We start from the raw sequence: 18,486 nt of genomic DNA, 5'->3' as shown, positions 1-18,486 counted from the left end.
TTCTCCGTTAGCCATCAAAGTAACGGTGATCTTATCTGGACGTTTGCCATCCTGGTTGTCGTTATCTTTCCAGGTCTTTGTTCCGCTGATATCTACCGTTTCCGTCTTATGCGTATTTGTGATAGTAAATCCATCTGTCGCATTGCCACTAATGGAAGCATCGTACCCATCTACTTTGTCTTCTTGTACAGTATAGGTAATGGCTTTACCACTCTTTTTACTATCAAGATCAGTAAAGGATCCATTCCAATTATTGTCTGCATTCAATTCAACTGTCTTGTTCGTATCTTCACCATCCGCAAATAGATGGACAGTAACGCTATCCGGGCGTTTACCATCTTTGTTGTTGGAATCGTCCCATTCTTTCTTGACAGATACACTTGTTTTTGTCTTCGGCCGATTGGTTGGAGACACTAAATGGTGATTATGATAATGCCATTCACCGCCTTTGGAATTATACGAATTGGCAACCAAGATTCCTGCACAAGTTTTATCTTTTGTTATGGTTGCATTTGGAAAAATGAATACACCGGCTGTACTATTACTACTACCAATTTTAACAGATGTTGCATTTGGTCCATAGAAAATGACTGAATTGATGATACCATCTGCACTAGGGTTTGTATCCGCAACATAATTGGCCATTTGAACCCCGTTGATTTGATAATCGTCTATTTCTAAAGACATACTTGTACAATAAATGATGATATTTTGATCTGCATTCTTTTTGATATTGAATCCTTGATTTCCATTTCTAGAAAAGGAAGAATCATCAAATTGAAGTACATAGGTACCAGGACCTTTATTTGTGATATCAACGGCAACACCGTCATTACCAACCGTTTCCTTGATGGTTGGAATATTGGATGGTAGTGTGCTACTTACATTACTGCCTATGGCATTAATGATACCGCCTACATCCATTGGCTGATGAACGATTTCTGTTTTTGGATCCAGATGATCTTTCGCAAAAATATCGTTATTTTTTTCATAACTTGCCCATGCATCATCCCCTAAATAAATATGATCTGGTGGCAGTTTGAAACGCAATGGTGTTCCAGAAACAATACGACCGATGTAATCATCCCCACCCGCATTGGCATAGTTAGCAGATGCACCTGTATCAAGCGCATTCGATGCATAACTTCCTACCATTAGGTTTGTTTCCGTATCACCATCTTGAGAATAAGTATTGGCAATCACACCATAATTGTTTCCTGCTCCCAATACGGTTTCTAAGTTAAACCCATTGGCAGCAACCGGATCTAAGGTTTCTCCAGTTTTTGTGACGGCAACCACGCTAAAGCTGTTCAAGCTAAACGTTAAAGCCTCATTACCAATCGAGGCATTTGCGGCAACATTTTCTACCTGTACATCATGCGCACTAATTGCCGTTGCCTGTGCTGTCGAATCCACACTTTCCTTTACCGATGGGGTCAATGGCAAATGTTTTACTTGGACATCCGCATCATCTTTCGCTTTGATTGCATCAGCCAATTGTGCATTCTTAAAAGATACATTGATCGTTACTGCTCCATCGGCAGGCTGAACTTCCACTCTTTTCTTATTTTCATCCTCATGATAGAAAGCGATATCATACAATAACGTATTTTTCTCTGAATGTTCTTTTTCTGCATTCGCATTCAATGCATCCATATACGCTTGATAATTATAACCATTTGAATGGTTGGTTACCGGGGTAACGACAAACTCTGCATCATCAGGAATAGCCGATGCATCCGATAACGTAGCCGTTACTTTCACCGCACCATCTTCATAATCATACGTTGTCTTTGTATCGGCTTGTTCTTTGTCTTCGGTTTCCGTATCGGTTGTATCCGCTTTTTCGGTTTCCTCTGTTTCTGCAGTCTTACTTGCATTACTTGTTTCACTCGATGCATTTTCATCACCCGCATCCGTTGTGGCCGTGGTCTGCTCATTTGCAGCATCTTCACCCGTATTTTCAGTCGTCAAATCAATGGGTGTCGAATCTTGGGCAATGGCAGAAACTTGCATATTGCCAAACACCATACCAAAACAAAGGGTAATACTCGCAAATCGTCGTACCATATCTTGCCATCTTGTTTTCATGATTTTCTCCTTTTTCTCTCTCAAAATAAACAAATTGAATTAAACATTTAATTTATTTATTGTATACAATCATTTTACCATTATCTAATAAAATGTTAATTATGTTTTTCATTTAATCACAGTGAATATATGATACACATAAAAAATATTGTTTTCTTAATAAAGAATAGAGCAAAAAAAAAAGGAAAGGAACATCCTGAGATTCCAGCAACAAATCACTATATGCCATTCTTCAAATAACCAAGAAAAAAATATCATTAAGGCATCTCACCAACATCTTTTCTTAATTTTTTCTCAAATGGTTTCGGCAAAATTCATTTGGTGCTCGTGTTGTGCCATACAGATAGGCTCAAGACAAGAGTTTGCTGGTACCGTCCTCAATTTTCTAAGCGATCATCCCCAAAAATAAGTTTGGCCATCCTTACACGATTGGTATGATCTTGTAGAAGATTACCCATTTTTTTCTATTTTTCATTTTTTCCTCTAGGATCCATCAAGACAGACGTGCCAATCTTTCAAAATATGAAATCTTGCGACCTCTTAGAATACGCAAGATCTTTTCTTTTGACTCCTGAATCTTGATTTCCTTACATTCGGAAAGTTGTGCCACATGTACATCGGCACCAATGATTGCCCCTTCAAAATTGTCGGAATCAAGACGTATCTTGGTATTGTCCGCAATCACAAACGGCGCCCCCAATGAGTGAAACTGACTACGGTGGATATCTGCCATTTCGGTAATCTCAAAAAGGGGCAATCCCTTCTGTAATACCGCTCCACCCAATGAACGATTAAAAGCTGTACTCCCAAGCTGGGTACTGACACATAATCCGGTTCCACGAAATTGTTCAAAAGATACATTATCCAGATACAAGTTCAAATTCTGGGTTCGCATAGGATTTTCAATACGGATTTCATTGACCGCATAAAATGTTTGTACTCCCACTTGTGCTTCCAAAATGGGATACTCTTCTACAGGTAGATTACCTGGAATGATATCCGTAAGAAATTCACTAATTTCGGTATCACGATAATCCATATAAAAGCCAAGTGTACCTGAGTGTATGCCAATAAATACCGTTTCTTTCAGAATATCCATATATTGATGCACAGCGAATAGAAAGGTTCCATCTCCACCAATGACAATGACGCCATCTGGATGTTTATTTTCTTCCCTAAATCCACAAGTCAATAGGGCATTGCGCACACCTTCTGCCAATTTTTATGATCGTGCATCGGGCCTTGTAACAATTGAAAATGTCCTCATCGAAGTTCTCCTTTATAAAAAGAGCCGATCGTTTATATATACCAACGACCGGCAAAACAGGATTTCATCTACTGGCTCAGCAATATTGTACGTATACTTCATCCATATCGATCTGCGCACTATTGATGTACTTCTGATTTGTGAATTCACGAATACCTTCTGGCCCCATTTCTCTACCAAATCCGGAAGTCTTCACCCCACCAAATGGAATGGCTGGACTAGCCATGGTTGGCTGATGGATTGATACAGCACCCGATTCCATCCAGAAGCTACCCAGGCAGCATGTACTGGATCTTCGCTATAGACCGAACTGCCCAAACCAAAATCCGTTCCATTGGCAAGCTTGATGACCTCTTCTTCGGTCTCATAGGAGAAGAGCATCAAAACCGGTCCAAAGATTTCTTCATGGAAGATTGGATTGTCTGGTGTCACCCCAGTCAAAATGGTTGGTTGTACAAATGCGGAATCTTGTGGTACTTTCGGTCCGACTTCGGTAGCGGTTGCCCCGTTTGCCACGGCTTTTGCGATTTGGCAAGCTTGCTCTCTAATTCCTCTTGAATTCTTTCGTAACTTCTTGTGTATAAGGGTTTGTTGTTTTGTAAGCCATTTTCTTTTCCTCGCTTTCTTTTGTGTTTAAATAGCGTTTTTACATCATTATTGTAGATAATGGAACTTTGATAAAGAACATCTTCATATACCAATTGACAATCACTTTATGCCATCAAAGCATGTGATGCTTTTTCATCCGTTCTTCAAATATATCGTTTCCGATCTTTCGCATCTGGTCTTTGGCTTCATTCGATATCTGCTCCTTTTCAAATTCTGCATAGATATCCGGAAATTCCCTTTCGATCCAACGACAAGTATTCCCTGTCGCATGAGACCGAACAAACAATGAAATCTTTTTTATGTACTCTGGATCGACCAGTTCCAAGATCTTTTTGTCTGCGCTTGTTGACATTGTGTTCCTCCTACTTGTTGGCACTGCCACGAAGCTGCATACCGTATACATTATTCATCAACATCTTCTTTGGCATCATTGGTGAAAGTGGCATGAAGATCTTTTGTGCACCAACTAGACTAGCAGTCACATTCAATTCGCCTTTTTCCATGCCTTCATAACCCGCTTTGGCGACTGGCATCAATGTTGTTACGGTGACACCCGTATCTTTCAATTCACACCATAACGCATTGGAAAAGATGGTCATGTAAGCTTTTGTCGCATAATAGACAGCCTGTAATGGTCCAGGCATCACGGCTGCGGTTGAGCTGACATTCAAAACCTTGCTACTCCCTCGTTGGATCATATCTTTAAGGAACAACTTCAAGATACGAGTTGGTGTTTCGACATTGACCGCAATCTCCGGAATCCAATCCTTTTTCTGGCAGGTATCATAAATGATCTGTGCTGCTTCGGGTTTGGATAGATCTACCACAATCGTGTGGATCTCTACATGATATTTGGCTGTCGCTTCCTTCGCTTGCGCATCCAATTTGTTCTGGCTTCGACCGACAAGGATCATGTCTCCCCTTTTTGTCCGTGAATATTTACAAAGCAAGTTCCAAGTCCGCCATACGATCCGGTAATCAATGCTACATTTTTCATTTGTGTTCTGCTTTATGAGAGGAAAGAAATCATACATTTCTTTCCTGTCCTCTTTACAGGGATAAGAATACAAAAGAAAAGACCACAAATGAACATCATAAGATTCCATCTTTCTATCACTTTGTGCCAAACAATAAAAGCCCTTTGCAGGGCATATCCCACAAAAGGCAACTCTGATTCAATCATCAACTGGTTTTTCGTAGAACTGAACCATTTCTTTTTTTCAGTAAATTATGGAAAGAACAAATACCCGAATCACTCCTCCATATTTAAACCTATTCAACAATGCATTCGCTATCAATCTTTTTGACACAAATGGTAGACCGCTTATTCCCCTTCCCCATAGGTTTCAGATTTTGACCACATTATATTTGCCTGTCGCTTAACGATCAACCACTTTTCATCCACTTTTTCATATTGATCCTGATATACGATTCCACTCGTTGTCAGGATATCAATGCCTTGTTCATTGTTGCCAACACATACAGTTACAACATAAACCGTTCCGGTGGCATGGGTGGCATATAACCTTGATCCACCACATCTTGAAACGATCCTATATAGGGTTGAATGGTATCTCTGTTTGCCAAATTCGCATTCGTTTCTTTGGCAACCTTTTCAGCCATTTGCTGCGTATGACCATGAATAATAAACAACCAAAACTTGACGCATTTTTTTCCTTTCGCAATCATTTTTTTACTGATTCCATGGATTTAAGATAGCTTCTTCTGCCCTTCGTCTATTTTAAATATTGATGCAAGAAAGCTTCTATTTTATCAAAGGGAATCACATCCAAATTGTCATACAAATCCGTATGTACAGCATTGGGAATGATCACCAATTCCTTATTGTCACCTTTCAATTTTTTGAACGCATCTCTTGAAAAGTAACAAGAATGCGCTTTTTCGCCATGAATAACCATTACCGCATTGCGAATCTCACTTGCATAACAATGAATAGGCATATTCAAGAAAGACAAAGAAGATGTTACATTCCATCCACCATTGGAATTCAAAGAACGAGGATGATAGGCACGATGTTTATAATATGCCACATAATCTTTCACAAAGAATGGTGCATCTTCATCCGCTTCTTCCGGTAAGCCACCAGCCAATGCATACGTGCCTGTCTTATAGTCTATGGTACGTTGGGCATTCAATTGTTCTCTTAAAGCATAGCGATCTTCTTCGCTCATCGCATCAAAATAACCATTGGCCGTCACCCGGCTCATATCATACATCGTCGAAGTAATGGTCGCTTTGATTCGTGTATCCATAGCAGCGACATTCAAGGCCATACCGCCCCAACCACAAATACCAATGATACCAATCTTTTCTGGATCGACATTATCTTGTACCGATAAGAAATCAACAGCCGCACTAAAGTCTTCCGTATTGATATCTGGTGAAGCAACATAACGAGGTTGTCCACCACTTTCACCCGTATAAGAAGGATCAAAAGCAATCGTTAAGAAACCGCGTTCGGCCATAATTTGGGCATACAAACCAGATGCTTGTTCTTTGACAGCGCCAAAAGGACCGGCAACCGCTAATGCCGCAAAGGGTTCCTTTCCTTCTTTAGGAATGTACATATCAGCAGCTAAAGTAATGCCATATCGATTATGAAATGTGATCTTTTTATGATCGACTTTATCACTTTTTGGAAAGGTTTTATCCCATTCTTCAGTTAACTTCAATTTTTCGTTTTCCATGTTTCCTCCTAAAGTGCTTCATAAGCATCGGCATCGACAGGTTCTAACCATTCATTCGAAGTATTTTCACCCGGTACTTCCAAAGAAATATGAGAGAACCAACTATCTTTTTTTGCTTCATGCCAATGTTTCGTTTCCGCTGGAATCACAACAACCGTTCCTGGTGTTAATGATTGAGCAGGCTTGCCTTCTTCTTGGTACCAACCTTCACCAGCTGTACAAATTAAAATTTGTCCACCACCTTTCGAAGCATGATGAATATGCCAATGATTACGACATCCGGGTTCAAATGTGACATTTGCCAAAAATAAAGGCGATGTCTTTGGATCCACCAATACATTCAAGAATGAATTTCCGACAAAATATTGTGCAAATCCATCATTAGGTTCACCCGTTCCAAACATATTCATCTTTTCAAATTCTTCTTTGTTTAAAGTTTTCATTTTGTTTCCTCCATTTTAATTTTTAAACTCACTTTATTCGGTAAAGCTTTTACCTTTTCTAATGCATCTTCTTCTAAATGACCAATGATCATCATATTTCGATACGAAGAAGATATTTCTTGTCCACCATACAATATCGCAAACCATCCATCACAAAGACTAATATCGCCATTGTGCCAACCATCTTGGGTTTCTAAAGGATCATAGATACCATTGGCTGCCATACAACAATAATCCATGCCCGAATCTGCTCCACTCAGACATAAGGGCAATCGCTTTTTAAAATCCTTTGCAGCCAATGTATCATTTAAACGAGCATATAATATCGTATCGCCTATATGAATAGATATCCGATTATTCTCCATATACTTCTTTCGCTAAATTGAATACTGCCCATGCTTTTGGCCATCCCGCATAAAATGCGACATGCGTGATGATTGCCACCATTTCCTTTTGAGACACACCCTGTTTTTTCGCATTCTCAATATGATATTTCAAAGAATCATCCGTGATTCCCTGTGCCATCAAAGCAACCACAGTAATGATGCATCGTGTTTTTATATCGATATCTGGATCGTTCCAATTTTCACCAAATAATACATCATCATTAAAATGCGCAAACGCAGGCGCAAATTCACCCAACGCTTTTCTACCAGCAGTTTGTACAATTTTTTCTGCCATATGGCCACCTCCTGTTTCTATCCATGTGTTGATTATTTCTTGCAAGGATATTATTATTTATTTGATAGAAGAAAACAATCTCCAGATTTTTGATCCTGGTGTTTATGCCACACATTCAAAAATGTGGATAGAAAAGAGGTCCCATGCCCCAAAGAAAACCTGATCTTCGTGTCATAAAAACACGTAAAGCCATCAAAAATGCCTTTAAAGAAATGGTCATGGAAATGGATGCGTCCAAGATCACGGTGAAAGAATTATCCGAACGAGCCCAAATTCATCGCAAAACCTTTTATCTTCATTACACGACCATTGAAGCTCTTTATGAAGATGTATTAAAAGAAGTTTCTGAAAGCTATTATCAAGCCATTGATCAAATCGCTCCTGATGCTCCCTTTTTTGAAGTCAATCGTGTCTTTTTTACCTTTATGTCCAGACAAGAACCGTATGTAGAAAAAATGGTTTGTGACCCAAGCTATCGGGATTTTGCCGATAAACTCTTTCTCGCTACCCTTTCGCATAATCGCCATCGGTATAATCCGTATCAAAACTATTCACGACCGGAACAAAATATCATCAATACCTTTTTAGCGTTGGGATCGGTCAGTATTTATCGTCGCTGGGTCGCCGATAAAAAACAGGTTCCCTTAGAAAAGTTGATTGAACTAACCAATGAACTATTCATGCATGGAGTCGCATCTATACGCAAGGAGGAAAACAAATGAATTTCGAAGATCTCTTATTCCAACGTCGCAGCATTCGCCAATATACACATGAATCCATTCCTAAAGAAAAACTACAAAAAATCTTGCAGGCCGGTTTATTAGCTCCATCCAGTCGAAATAAAAAACCTTGTCAATTTTATGTGATCCATAAGAAAGACATCTTAGAACAATTAGGTCAAATCAAACCATCAGGTGCTTTTATTGGTGATGCCAATGCCGCCATCATCGTAATGGTCGATACCTCCCTTTCTGATGTTTGGATCGAAGATTGTTCCATTGCGATGAGTTATATGCAGTTGATGGCTACCGCATTAGATATTGGTTCTTGTTGGGTTCAAATGCGCAAACGCAAAAACGAACATGGAAAAGACGCTGAAGAAGTGGTTAAAGAAATGATTGGTGTTCCCAATACCTATCATCTTGTCGGTATACTATCTTTGGGCATACCTGCACAAACGGTATCCCCACATACAGAGGCTGAATTGGATATTTCTAAAATCCATGAAATATAGTACATTATTATTGATATTATAAAAAAATCAGGAAAGAGAGAATGAAGAAATTACTAACAACCTTTTTTGGATTGGCTTTGGTTTTTTCAATGATCACCGGTTGTTCAAGTGCCAGTCAACCATTGAAATCCATTGCGATTTATCCCAAAACATTGAATTTAAAACCTAAAGATACCAAACAATTAAAGACGGTATTAACACCAGAAGATACCGAGGATACATCTCTGATCTGGTCAAGCAGTGATGAAAATGTAGCCAAAGTCAGTGACAAAGGCAAAGTCACCGCAGTCGGTAGTGGATCTTGTACCATTACAGCCGCATCTTCAAAATATTCCAAGATATCAAAAGACATTGCAGTGACTGTCAAAGCAGAAGAAACAACAAATACGAATAATACCATTACCACTACAAGTGATACAAGCAATGTCATTACCTATGTTGCTCCAGCCGATACAACACAAGTGTATCCATCGTATTATTTATCCGAAGCCGAAGTATCCGCCATGGATAAACAAACGATTCAATTTGTGATCAATCAAATTTATGCCAAAAATGGTTATATTTTCCAAACCCAAAGCTATCAAGATTACTTTAGTCAAATGTCTTGGTATAAACCAATATCTCATAATATTTCACCATCCGATATGTCAGCCATGGATCGAGCTAATGTGAATTTATTAATCAAATATCGTGATACTTCCATTAATGATGTGGGTTATATTTGGACATATTATGCAACAAATAGTCAATTAACGGAAAGCTATGTCCGTCAATTATCACAATATGATATTCAATTATTGATCAATACGATCTATGCGAAAAATGGCTATTTATTCCATACACCAGAAATCTTGGCCATGTTTAATAGTCAACCTTGGTATCATGGTACACAATCGGATCAAAGCAAGATTTCTCTCTCATCACTTGATCAATCCAATTTAAATCTATTAGTTGCCCATCGACAATAGATATATAAACCAGAATTTCAAAACAATTCTGGTTTTTTTGTACATTGTTTTTATCAATCTTTCAATTGTTGTTTACAACAACATTGACAAGAATTCACATTTTCCTCCTAGACTATGAATAGAAGGGATTCTTAGAGGAGGGTAAACACAATATGAAGAATTCACACATAACAACATTTTTTCTTGCAACAACCTTGCTCATACCAAATGGTATGGTCAATGTAGCTGCGCAAGAACCTACAACCGAACCAACAGCGGAACAAACAAATACAACAGAAACCGCTCAAACAACACAACAGGCCAATACGGTAGATACCACACAACAAGCAACCGTAACCTATGGAACTCCTACATGGACCTGGGCCAATGACTATAGCTATGCCTATGCAACACAAACAAGCAGTAATGGATCACAAAAAACAACCAAATTCACAGCCACTTCACAAGTTATCAAACCCGTTTTATGTATCCAAGATGGTACCACTCGATATACAGTCAAACTTTCAAATGGCAATGGCGGATACTATGTCGATCAAAAAACGGTTACCATTTCGAAAAATACAGCTACCCATCATTTTGGAAACCCGGTTTAGACTTGGAAACAAAAGAGTGATGGATCTTATAGTGTGACTTGCCAATTAACTTGTTCCCTTTGTGGAAAGAAAGAATATGTGGCACCAAAAGTAACGAAAATGGTGACAGAAACAACTTGTGAAAAAGAAGGTAAGATCACATATACAGCCACTTCCAAATTTGATGGTAAAACTTACACTGATACAAAGACCGTTACTACACCAGCAACCGGTCATAATTGGAAAGCACAATCATGGAATTGGAACCAGCAACATGTACGGATGAAGGAAAAGTTCAATACACCGCAAAAGTTGCGAATCCAGATAAACCAGGTAGTACTTTTGTAACCTTTAAGACAGTTAAGACACCAATTGATCCAAATGGACATGCCTTTGATGTTGACGAAAATAAATGGGTATGGAGCGATGATCATCAATCTGCTACCTTGATCAAGACTTGCTTCTTTTGTGGTAAAGAAATCTCTTATGAGGCAAAAGTGACAAAACAAGTCACAAAAGAACCAACTGCTTCATCAAATGGTGAAAAGACATTTACAGCTACTGTTTCTTTGGATGGAAAGACTATACAGAATCGAAAACGATTACTCTAAAAAAGAAAGCTTCGTCTACTACATCAACAATAAAAACGACATCGGCAACACCAACAAAAGCAACCGTTACTAACACAACCAAAAAGACAACGGATGTCAATACCGGAGTCAATCGAATGACTGGGCTCTTTGCTGGACTTGCCGCCATTTCTAGTGGACACTTTGTTGCATTCAATAAACGTAAAGACTAATTGTATTTTGCCAGGCAATATGCCTGGCTTTTTTGTGCACTAAAAACTAAAAAAAGCTCGATTTCTCGAGCTTAAACCATTTGAGGCGTATCCCAAAGATTCAATGTTTGACCAATGCCTTTTGCCAATGCATTTCGATAGACGATTGTTCCCCACGCAATATCTTCAATGGGCATACCACCAACTGAATAAATAATGACTTCATCATCTTTTCGATGCACAGGAATATTGCCTAATAAAACATCACCCAAATCATCCACTTGATCAATTGACATCTTGCCTTCGGCAATTAGATCCATCACATGCACGGCCGGAATCGGTACCGTCTTATACGCATCGGGTTTCATTTCTTCTTCCCAGGCTTCATATAATTTAATATTATCGGTTACCGTTCGGGCACGATTGATCACAAAATCATCATCGAATCGTAACGCGGCGGTGGACTCGATCACTGCACCTGGCTTGATCCAGTCTTCGGCAATATATGGATAAATCGATGTATCCCCCGTTGTTGGTGTGGAAGTGGAAACCGAAACAATATCGGCATCCTTAACAGCTTCTTCGATCGTTTCGACAGGATATACATCCACATTTGGATAGGTGTCTTTGACATGTTGTACAAACCGATCCAAAGAAGCTTTTCCACGACCTTTGACCTTGACCGTTTGTAGACTTGGACGAACTGCCATCGCTGCTGCTAATGCCGTCTTGCTCATGACACCTGGCCCGACAATACCAATTACTTTGGCATCGTCTTTCGCAAAATATTTAAAGCCAACTCCAGGTACCGCACCCGTTCGATAAGCGGATAAAATATTGGCTGACATGAATGCTTTGGGCGCTCCCGTATCTTTATCATTCAAGATCAAAGTCAAGATGGAACGAGGCAAGCCCTTCTGCTTATTTTCCGTGTTCGATCCATACCATTTCATTCCGGCCATATCAAATTTGCCACCTAAATAAGCTGGCATTGCCATGAATCGACGATCCGGTCCATCCACCGGCATTTCTGGGAATGGTGATTCTTTTGGAAACATGACCATACAACCATGGGAGTTGCCATTGGCACCACCCATTCGATAGTTTCCAATCTTCAATAATTTAAACATCTCTTCCATGGTTTCCACACAAGATGCCATATCTTTGACACCCGCTTTCACCATATCTTCTTCATTTAAATATAAGAAATCAATTTTCGGATACGCCATGATCATTCTTCCTCCTTTTGTTGTTTTTGTCGATGAGCAACCAAATACAACGGATGCTCCATTGCCATGACTTCGGATATTTCTAATGGCTTGAATAAAGGTCTTTTAAAACGTACTTTGCACCAAACCACCGAATAAATAGATAACAGTACAAAGATCAAACCATCAATTTCAAAAATTAGATTGCGTGTAACTGGATTTCCATCAATATTCCAGATCATCATTGTTGTCCCAATCGCAGAAATGATGGGTAGAAGAATACCGCCTGGCACTTTGAACGTACGTGGTGCCTTGGGCAATCGAAATCGGAAAATGATGACATTGATATCGGATACGATATAAGAAACCATCCAGAAAACAATGGCAACGGAAATCATGAATGTCAAAGAAGAACTTTCCGATAAGCCAAACAAATTGGCACATATTTCCAAGATTCCAATCAACAGCACCCCAATGTAGTACGATCCATGTTTGTTGGTTCGTAAAAAGAAGGTGGGCAACAAATTGATCTTGGCCATACCTGCACACATAAAGGAAAACGCATTGATGGCTGAATTGACGGTGCTAATAACAGCCAAGGCCGAAACCAAGATCATCCAATAAGAACCCAACATGCCCAATAAGGCATGGCCATACAAGATATGTGGTGCAGCACTTTTCCCTAACTGGGCATAGGGCACATACTTTGTCATGCCCACAACAACCAAGATTTGCATCACCAAGATGATGACCAAACTTAATACCATCCCAAGCGGTACATTTCTTCTTTCGTTCTTGACATTTTTCGCAATGGGAATGACAAACTCACAACCAATAAATAAGAAGAAGGCCAAACCTAAGAACCCAAGAATATCTGATGGCGAAGTCGCCAAATTGGCAGGCTGGGAAACCATGGGATGGTTCGATAAACCAAAAGCGCCAACGAATCCCATGATCATCAAGGATCCAATCAATACATAAGCAACAACATTTTGCACTTTCGCAAAAATGTCGACACCATGTAAATTGGTAATGATCAATACGATCAACATTGTAATTGAAAATGCACTACCAGGAATATTGGTTGAAAAGACGGAGATGATGGCATTGCCAAACATCGCACTTTCCACCGACCCAGCAATCATCTGACAAACCAGATAACCACCAACCATGGTCAAGATGGTCACAAAGGGTCCCATACCGGCTAATGTATATTGGGCCAATCCACCGGTTAAGTTTGGCATCAATGCATTTAATTCAGCCATAGATAAAGCGGTTAGAATATTGATGGCACAAGCCAAGACCATCGCCACAATAAAACCGGTACCCAAAGCACTTGTTCCTTGGCCAAGTGACATTAAGCAACTGGTCGCAACGATCAGACCCACACCAGTCGCAATCGCACTTGGCAAACCTAATTTTCGTTCTGCCATAAGCGTTACCTCAATGCATCGATACCTTCTTCACCTGTACGCACACGAATGACACGGCTTACAGGTGAAACAAAGATCTTTCCATCGCCGATATGACCGGTATACAATTCTTTTTTGATCAATTCGATGACCGGATCCACTTGCTCATCTTCAACAATGACCATGATCATCTGTTTCGGAAGTAGTTCCATTTTTTCATGAATTTTTGGCTCATATTCACGTGTACCTTTTTCTACACCACATCCAATGACTTGATAAACCGTCATTCCACTGACTTTTTTCTTGCTTAAACCTTCCTTTAGTGCACTCAAGTCACTACGCGATGTAACCACTTCAATTTTTGAATAATTCATAGGAATTCCTCTCCTTCTATCTATGCAAAAAACGTCTATTCCCAAAAGAATAGACGTCTTTGTCATATAAAATATAAACTTATTGTATGCAGTGAAAACACGAAATACTTGTAAAAATCAAAACGATAAATAATTCGTATCTTTAATTCGGTTTTTATACTGTTCCTGCTTAATTCGCTTTAAATATTGCTTCGGCGTGATGCCTGCATATTTCTTAAAATCACGAATAAATTGCGATTGATCATAATATCCCAAATTGACGGCTGCCTCCGTCATTTTATTTGGTTGCCCATAATTTAAAAATTCCAAGGCCCGCTGAAACTGAATGATCTTACAAAACGTTTTGGGCGAAAATCCCATTTGTTCGTGAAACACCCGATTGATATAACTTTCACTATATCCGGTTTGTTCCGCTATGGATGAAATACGAATCAAGCCATCGGATAGATAAGCCCTTTTGGTGATATCCATCACCAAGGCACGCTTGCCATATGGCTTTTCCTGTTGCTTCTCTAATTTGACATATTCCTGTAAAAAGATGCGAATCCGCTGATAAAAATCCGTTTGTGTCACCATTTGATCGATCAAGGCTGTCGTTTTCATCAAACGATCCAAAGGAATGCGTTGGCCAATCAGATCCTTTAAGATGATATCCACACCCGCTGGATGATAACCAGGAATAAAACGAACACCAAATACATCTTGATGGCTATCCCAATGTTGCATCTGACAAGATAAAACTGGTCCACAAGCATAGGCAAGCATTTTATTTTGGGTATATTGAAACACCAAATCGATACATGCATCTGGTACCACATCAAACGTCCTTGCTTCATGAAGACCAAATGTGTAAAAATGCGAAATCCCCTGCGTCCAATAGATTTCTTGTTTAAAGTGATCAGCCTCTAAGACAAAATACGGTTGCGTTGGTCTTAGAAACTGTGCTTTCTGCCAAGTCATAATTAAATTTTAGCTTTAAAACGATCATAACGTAAAGCATGAATATCAATTTCAGTACGATCTTCATCAATCAACTGAGCAAGTTGATGACCGATGGCCGGCGCAATCCCAAAACCATGACCATTTAAGCCACAGGCCATGATCAATCCCGGCACTTCATCGACTTTTCCAAGTACCGGCACACCATCCACCATATGATCCATCCAGCCGGCCCATGTACGAACAATTTTCGCATCGGCTAGATCCGGAAAATATTTCATGATTCCTCGACAAATACAAGATGCTGTCAAACTATTACACATCTGCATGCCCTGATCATCTTTGGTGAATCCTTCCAATCCAGAAGATCCGCCAAATACAAACGAACCATGCTTGGTTTGATGACCATAAAAATCCGCTTCAGCTGTACCTAACATTTGATCAAACATTGGTGGTTCGGCTTCGGTTACCAAAGCCTCCAACATGACCGGTTGCATCGGCACATCAATTCCTACACTGGCCGCCAATTTACGACTGCCCAGACCAGCTGCTAATACGATCGTATCGGCTGTATATACATTATTTTCAGTGATGACTTGGGCTAATCGACCATGGATCTTCTTTAATTCGATGACCTTTTCACCCGTGATAAAACGAGTACCCAATTTACGTGCAGTCTTATAAAAACCTAAAGTTGTGGTCAGCGGATTGGCATGTCCATCCGTCGGACACCAACTTGCACCTATGACCTCATCGGATAAATATGGATTGATTTTCCGTACTTCATCGCCATCGATCATACGAACATCCAAGCCAACCGCTACCGCACGATCGGTTAGACCTTGGAGGATTTCCAAATGTTTTGGAGTCTTACCCAAGCGCAAGTTCCCATCTTGATGATATTCACAATCCACTTCCAATTCTTCCGATAAATGCGGCCATAAATTTTTGATACCAAACATCACCAATGGCAATTCTCGAGGATCTCGACCCGATTGACGAACTCCGCCACCATTTCGACTCGAACCCCCATTGCCAATATGATCACTAGCCTCTAAGACAATGACACGTTTGTTTCGCTTGGAAAGATAATACGCTATCGAAGAACCAATGATTCCCGCACCAATAATGATGACATCTGCTTTGTTTTCCATATCAAGCATCCTCCTTTGCTTCATCGGCAAGAATATGCATTTCGGTTGGACGCATCGGAGCTCGTGAGGTAGCCGGTTCCAACTCAGCTGGAGATATGCCTAATTCTTTGGCAATGATGTTTTTTACCAAACGCCCACAAGTTTGTCCTTGGCAAAGGCCCATACCCGTACGTAAATAACGACGAACTTCCGTCATTGTAAACATACCTTCATGAACGGCTTTACGAATTTCTCCCTTGGTGACTTCTTCACAACGACAGATGATCAAATCATCATCGGGTCGTGGAACAAATTCACCAATATCTCTGGATCGATCATTGACACTATGCATTTTCTTGACCTCCTTGAAAGAATCTAGCTTTCATGGCATATTCTTTTGGCACTTTGATCGTTAATAAATGGGTCTGATCAAAAGCTGGTGAAGATTTCACATCAATGACTTCGGCTTCACAAATGGGTTTGCCACTTCGGGATAAAGCCATGCCTTTATCGCCCGTAGTTGGTAATGGTAAAAACTCATAAGGAAGGGTAATGGATGCATATTCTTCTTCAAAACTTTCATCAACTAAGAAAATGGCTTGACCGGAACAAGATGCAACACACATACCACAACCAATACATTGTTTATCTTCATCCACAACCGGCAAGGAAGTAATTTGTTCGCCAATTTTGATACAATGCATCGGACACGCATCTTGACATGGATTGCAAGGAATATTCTGGGTACATTCCATGATGGGATGAACGCCCACGCGATGGGTGATGCCCGGGAATCGTTCAATTTCATCATCCGCTACATATCCATGTTTCAAAAGATTTTGTGAAATATCGATACCTTCATCCGTCTTTTCAATTTTCTTTCCTTTATTTTTCGGAGCAAACATACCTTGACGCAAAGAATCCAATGCCGAATCCAAAGCTTCTAAGGAAGTATCTCGTTCTGCTTTGTCGATAAAGCCAAGATATTCACTCGCAGCAAGACCGGCCATACGACCTTCGATCATGGCTGAGCTCGCCTCTTCAATACCCGATACATCACCGGCTACATAAATACCTGGAATCGAGGTTTGCCCCTGTTTATCACAGATTGGAACTTGTCCTCCTCGTTTCGGATTGTCTTCCATTTTACATCCTGCCATCTTCAACAATTGCGACATGGGTGATAAACCAACAGCCAAACAAATGGTATCGACATCAAAATGTTTTTCGGTTCCGGGAATAAATTGAAAATGAGAATCCACTTCCGCAATGGTGACCCCGGTTACATGATCTTTGCCTTCGGCTTTCACAATGGTATGGGATAAATAGAAAGGTACCCCGGTTCGAGCGACTTTAGCAGCATGTACTCCATAACCACCAATTCTTGGAGCAGCATCCACTAGCGCAACTACGTCACAACCACATTGCAACAATTGGAAACTAACAACCAAACCTACATTGCCAGAACCTAACATCAATACCTTGTTTCCTGGTTTAACACCATGCAGGTTCATCATTGTTTGCGCTGCTCCGGCACCAATCACACCAGGAAGGGTCCATCCATCAAATGTGACCATGTTTTCACTAGCTCCCGTCGCAATGATGATGGCATCTCCCTTATAATGATGGATCTGATCATGGATACGAACGGTCAATTCCTTTTCTTGATACAAGCCACAAACGGTTGCATTCAAGACCACTTCTACACCGGCTTCATCGGCTTCTGCTAGTAAGCTTTCGCCAATCTTAAATCCACGAATCTTTGCTTTATGTTCCTTGGAACCAAAGAATTTATGAATTTGTTTAAATAACTGACCCCCTGGTTTTTCATTTTCATCAAAAACAACAACGTGCAAGCCTTTCTTTGCAGCTTCGATTGCCGCGGACAATCCAGAAGGACCAGCACCGACGACAATAAGATCATATCGTTTCATTTTTGGTCACCTTCTTTCATCGCACGAACTCCATATTGTGTTTGGACTTGCATCCCTGCTTTCAATGGAGTGACACAAGTACGAATATTTGGTTTACCATCAACGACCATGACACAATCGGTACACCGACCA

23 protein-coding genes and 2 pseudogenes are annotated in these 18,486 nt (G+C 40.1%); 5 read left to right on the top strand and 20 right to left on the bottom strand.

All coding sequences use genetic code 11. From position 1 onward, the window contains the following. From SOS22_RS00350 to SOS22_RS00305, 11 genes and pseudogenes are all read right to left on the bottom strand, one after another. Nucleotides 1-2,091: Cna B-type domain-containing protein (locus tag SOS22_RS00350; RefSeq protein ID WP_320595971.1), on the bottom strand; the 2,091-nt coding region annotated here is incomplete at its 3' end. Between the two features lie 493 nt (nt 2,092-2,584). Then, nucleotides 2,585-3,310 carry an NAD(+)/NADH kinase gene (locus tag SOS22_RS00345; protein WP_320595970.1) on the bottom strand — a complete coding sequence of 242 codons (726 nt, stop codon included), beginning with the start codon at nt 3,308-3,310 and terminating at the stop codon, nt 2,585-2,587. Between the two features lie 124 nt (nt 3,311-3,434). After that, on the bottom strand, nt 3,435-3,584 hold the full coding sequence (locus tag SOS22_RS10850) for an aldehyde dehydrogenase family protein (RefSeq protein ID WP_414144400.1): 150 nt from the start codon (nt 3,582-3,584) through the stop codon (nt 3,435-3,437). Continuing rightward, on the bottom strand, nt 3,551-3,886 hold the full coding sequence (locus tag SOS22_RS00340; protein ID WP_320595972.1) for an aldehyde dehydrogenase family protein: 336 nt from the start codon (nt 3,884-3,886) through the stop codon (nt 3,551-3,553). Before SOS22_RS00340 ends, SOS22_RS10850 begins: the two co-directional genes overlap by 34 nt. A gap of 193 nt (nt 3,887-4,079) precedes the next feature. Then, complete coding sequence (locus tag SOS22_RS00335; protein WP_320325360.1) at nt 4,080-4,319, bottom strand: hypothetical protein; 240 nt, start codon at nt 4,317-4,319, stop codon at nt 4,080-4,082. Between the two features lie 10 nt (nt 4,320-4,329). After that, on the bottom strand, nt 4,330-4,881 hold the full coding sequence (locus SOS22_RS00330) for an SDR family NAD(P)-dependent oxidoreductase (RefSeq protein WP_320325361.1): 552 nt from the start codon (nt 4,879-4,881) through the stop codon (nt 4,330-4,332). Between the two features lie 571 nt (nt 4,882-5,452). After that, nucleotides 5,453-5,656, bottom strand: coding sequence for a hypothetical protein (locus tag SOS22_RS00325; protein WP_320325362.1), 204 nt, complete (start codon nt 5,654-5,656; stop codon nt 5,453-5,455). 47 nt (nt 5,657-5,703) lie between these two features. Further along, nucleotides 5,704-6,675, bottom strand: a complete 972-nt coding sequence (locus SOS22_RS00320; protein ID WP_320325363.1) for an alpha/beta hydrolase — start codon at nt 6,673-6,675, stop codon at nt 5,704-5,706. A gap of 8 nt (nt 6,676-6,683) precedes the next feature. Next, nucleotides 6,684-7,088 (bottom strand): annotated as a pseudogene (locus SOS22_RS00315) (cupin domain-containing protein); the annotation flags it as partial. Between the two features lie 26 nt (nt 7,089-7,114). Next, nucleotides 7,115-7,483 carry a cyclophilin-like fold protein gene (locus tag SOS22_RS00310; protein ID WP_320325365.1) on the bottom strand — a complete coding sequence of 123 codons (369 nt, stop codon included), beginning with the start codon at nt 7,481-7,483 and terminating at the stop codon, nt 7,115-7,117. Then, nucleotides 7,482-7,799, bottom strand: a pseudogene (locus tag SOS22_RS00305) (carboxymuconolactone decarboxylase family protein); the annotation flags it as partial. The pseudogene SOS22_RS00305 and the gene SOS22_RS00310, both read right to left, overlap by 2 nt. A gap of 143 nt (nt 7,800-7,942) precedes the next feature. On the opposite strand from SOS22_RS00305, the gene SOS22_RS00300 reads away from it, so the two are divergent. The 5 genes from SOS22_RS00300 (at nt 7,943) to SOS22_RS00280 (ending at nt 11,184) form a co-directional block, all read left to right on the top strand. After that, nucleotides 7,943-8,521, top strand: a complete 579-nt coding sequence (locus SOS22_RS00300; RefSeq protein ID WP_320595967.1) for a TetR/AcrR family transcriptional regulator — start codon at nt 7,943-7,945, stop codon at nt 8,519-8,521. Then, nucleotides 8,518-9,033: a nitroreductase family protein gene (locus SOS22_RS00295; protein WP_320325368.1), complete on the top strand. Its 516-nt coding sequence runs from the start codon at nt 8,518-8,520 to the stop codon at nt 9,031-9,033. Before SOS22_RS00300 ends, SOS22_RS00295 begins: the two co-directional genes overlap by 4 nt. A gap of 41 nt (nt 9,034-9,074) precedes the next feature. After that, entirely contained in the window at nt 9,075-10,001 is a 927-nt protein-coding gene (locus tag SOS22_RS00290; RefSeq protein ID WP_320595966.1) for a YARHG domain-containing protein, read from the top strand. 152 nt (nt 10,002-10,153) lie between these two features. Further along, complete coding sequence (locus SOS22_RS00285) at nt 10,154-10,594, top strand: hypothetical protein (protein ID WP_320325370.1); 441 nt, start codon at nt 10,154-10,156, stop codon at nt 10,592-10,594. Nucleotides 10,595-10,827: 233 nt separating this feature from the next. Continuing rightward, the gene (locus SOS22_RS00280; RefSeq protein WP_320325371.1) at nt 10,828-11,184 is read left to right on the top strand and encodes a hypothetical protein; all 357 of its coding nucleotides are present in this window, start codon (nt 10,828-10,830) and stop codon (nt 11,182-11,184) included. Here the strand turns inward: SOS22_RS00280 and SOS22_RS00275 are convergent. The 9 genes from SOS22_RS00275 to SOS22_RS10845 all read right to left on the bottom strand — a co-directional run. Further along, on the bottom strand, nt 11,156-11,332 hold the full coding sequence (locus SOS22_RS00275) for a hypothetical protein (RefSeq protein ID WP_320325372.1): 177 nt from the start codon (nt 11,330-11,332) through the stop codon (nt 11,156-11,158). The two genes, SOS22_RS00280 and SOS22_RS00275, sit on opposite strands and share 29 nt — an antisense overlap. A 114-nt stretch (nt 11,333-11,446) precedes the next feature. Continuing rightward, nucleotides 11,447-12,583, bottom strand: a complete 1,137-nt coding sequence (locus SOS22_RS00270; protein ID WP_320325373.1) for a tyramine oxidase subunit B — start codon at nt 12,581-12,583, stop codon at nt 11,447-11,449. Nucleotides 12,584-12,585: 2 nt separating this feature from the next. Beyond that, complete coding sequence (locus SOS22_RS00265) at nt 12,586-13,995, bottom strand: APC family permease (RefSeq protein ID WP_320595965.1); 1,410 nt, start codon at nt 13,993-13,995, stop codon at nt 12,586-12,588. 5 nt (nt 13,996-14,000) lie between these two features. Then, entirely contained in the window at nt 14,001-14,348 is a 348-nt protein-coding gene (locus SOS22_RS00260; protein WP_320325375.1) for a P-II family nitrogen regulator, read from the bottom strand. 117 nt (nt 14,349-14,465) lie between these two features. Then, the gene (locus SOS22_RS00255; protein WP_320325376.1) at nt 14,466-15,308 is read right to left on the bottom strand and encodes a helix-turn-helix domain-containing protein; all 843 of its coding nucleotides are present in this window, start codon (nt 15,306-15,308) and stop codon (nt 14,466-14,468) included. A 2-nt stretch (nt 15,309-15,310) separates the two neighbouring features. Continuing rightward, nucleotides 15,311-16,441, bottom strand: a complete 1,131-nt coding sequence (locus SOS22_RS00250; RefSeq protein WP_320325377.1) for an NAD(P)/FAD-dependent oxidoreductase — start codon at nt 16,439-16,441, stop codon at nt 15,311-15,313. Nucleotide 16,442: 1 nt separating this feature from the next. Further along, complete coding sequence (locus SOS22_RS00245) at nt 16,443-16,772, bottom strand: (2Fe-2S)-binding protein (RefSeq protein WP_320325378.1); 330 nt, start codon at nt 16,770-16,772, stop codon at nt 16,443-16,445. After that, on the bottom strand, nt 16,765-18,354 hold the full coding sequence (locus SOS22_RS00240; RefSeq protein ID WP_320325379.1) for an FAD-dependent oxidoreductase: 1,590 nt from the start codon (nt 18,352-18,354) through the stop codon (nt 16,765-16,767). Before SOS22_RS00240 ends, SOS22_RS00245 begins: the two co-directional genes overlap by 8 nt. Continuing rightward, a partial coding sequence (locus SOS22_RS10845) for a 2Fe-2S iron-sulfur cluster-binding protein (protein WP_414144401.1) occupies nt 18,351-18,486 on the bottom strand: 136 nt, incomplete at its 5' end. The genes SOS22_RS00240 and SOS22_RS10845, both read right to left, overlap by 4 nt.

Origin of the sequence: Absicoccus sp., from assembly GCF_034090965.1 — a bacterium.
GTDB lineage: Bacteria > Bacillota_I > Bacilli_A > Erysipelotrichales > Erysipelotrichaceae > Absicoccus > Absicoccus intestinalis.
This window is presented reverse-complemented; position numbering and strand designations above follow the sequence as displayed.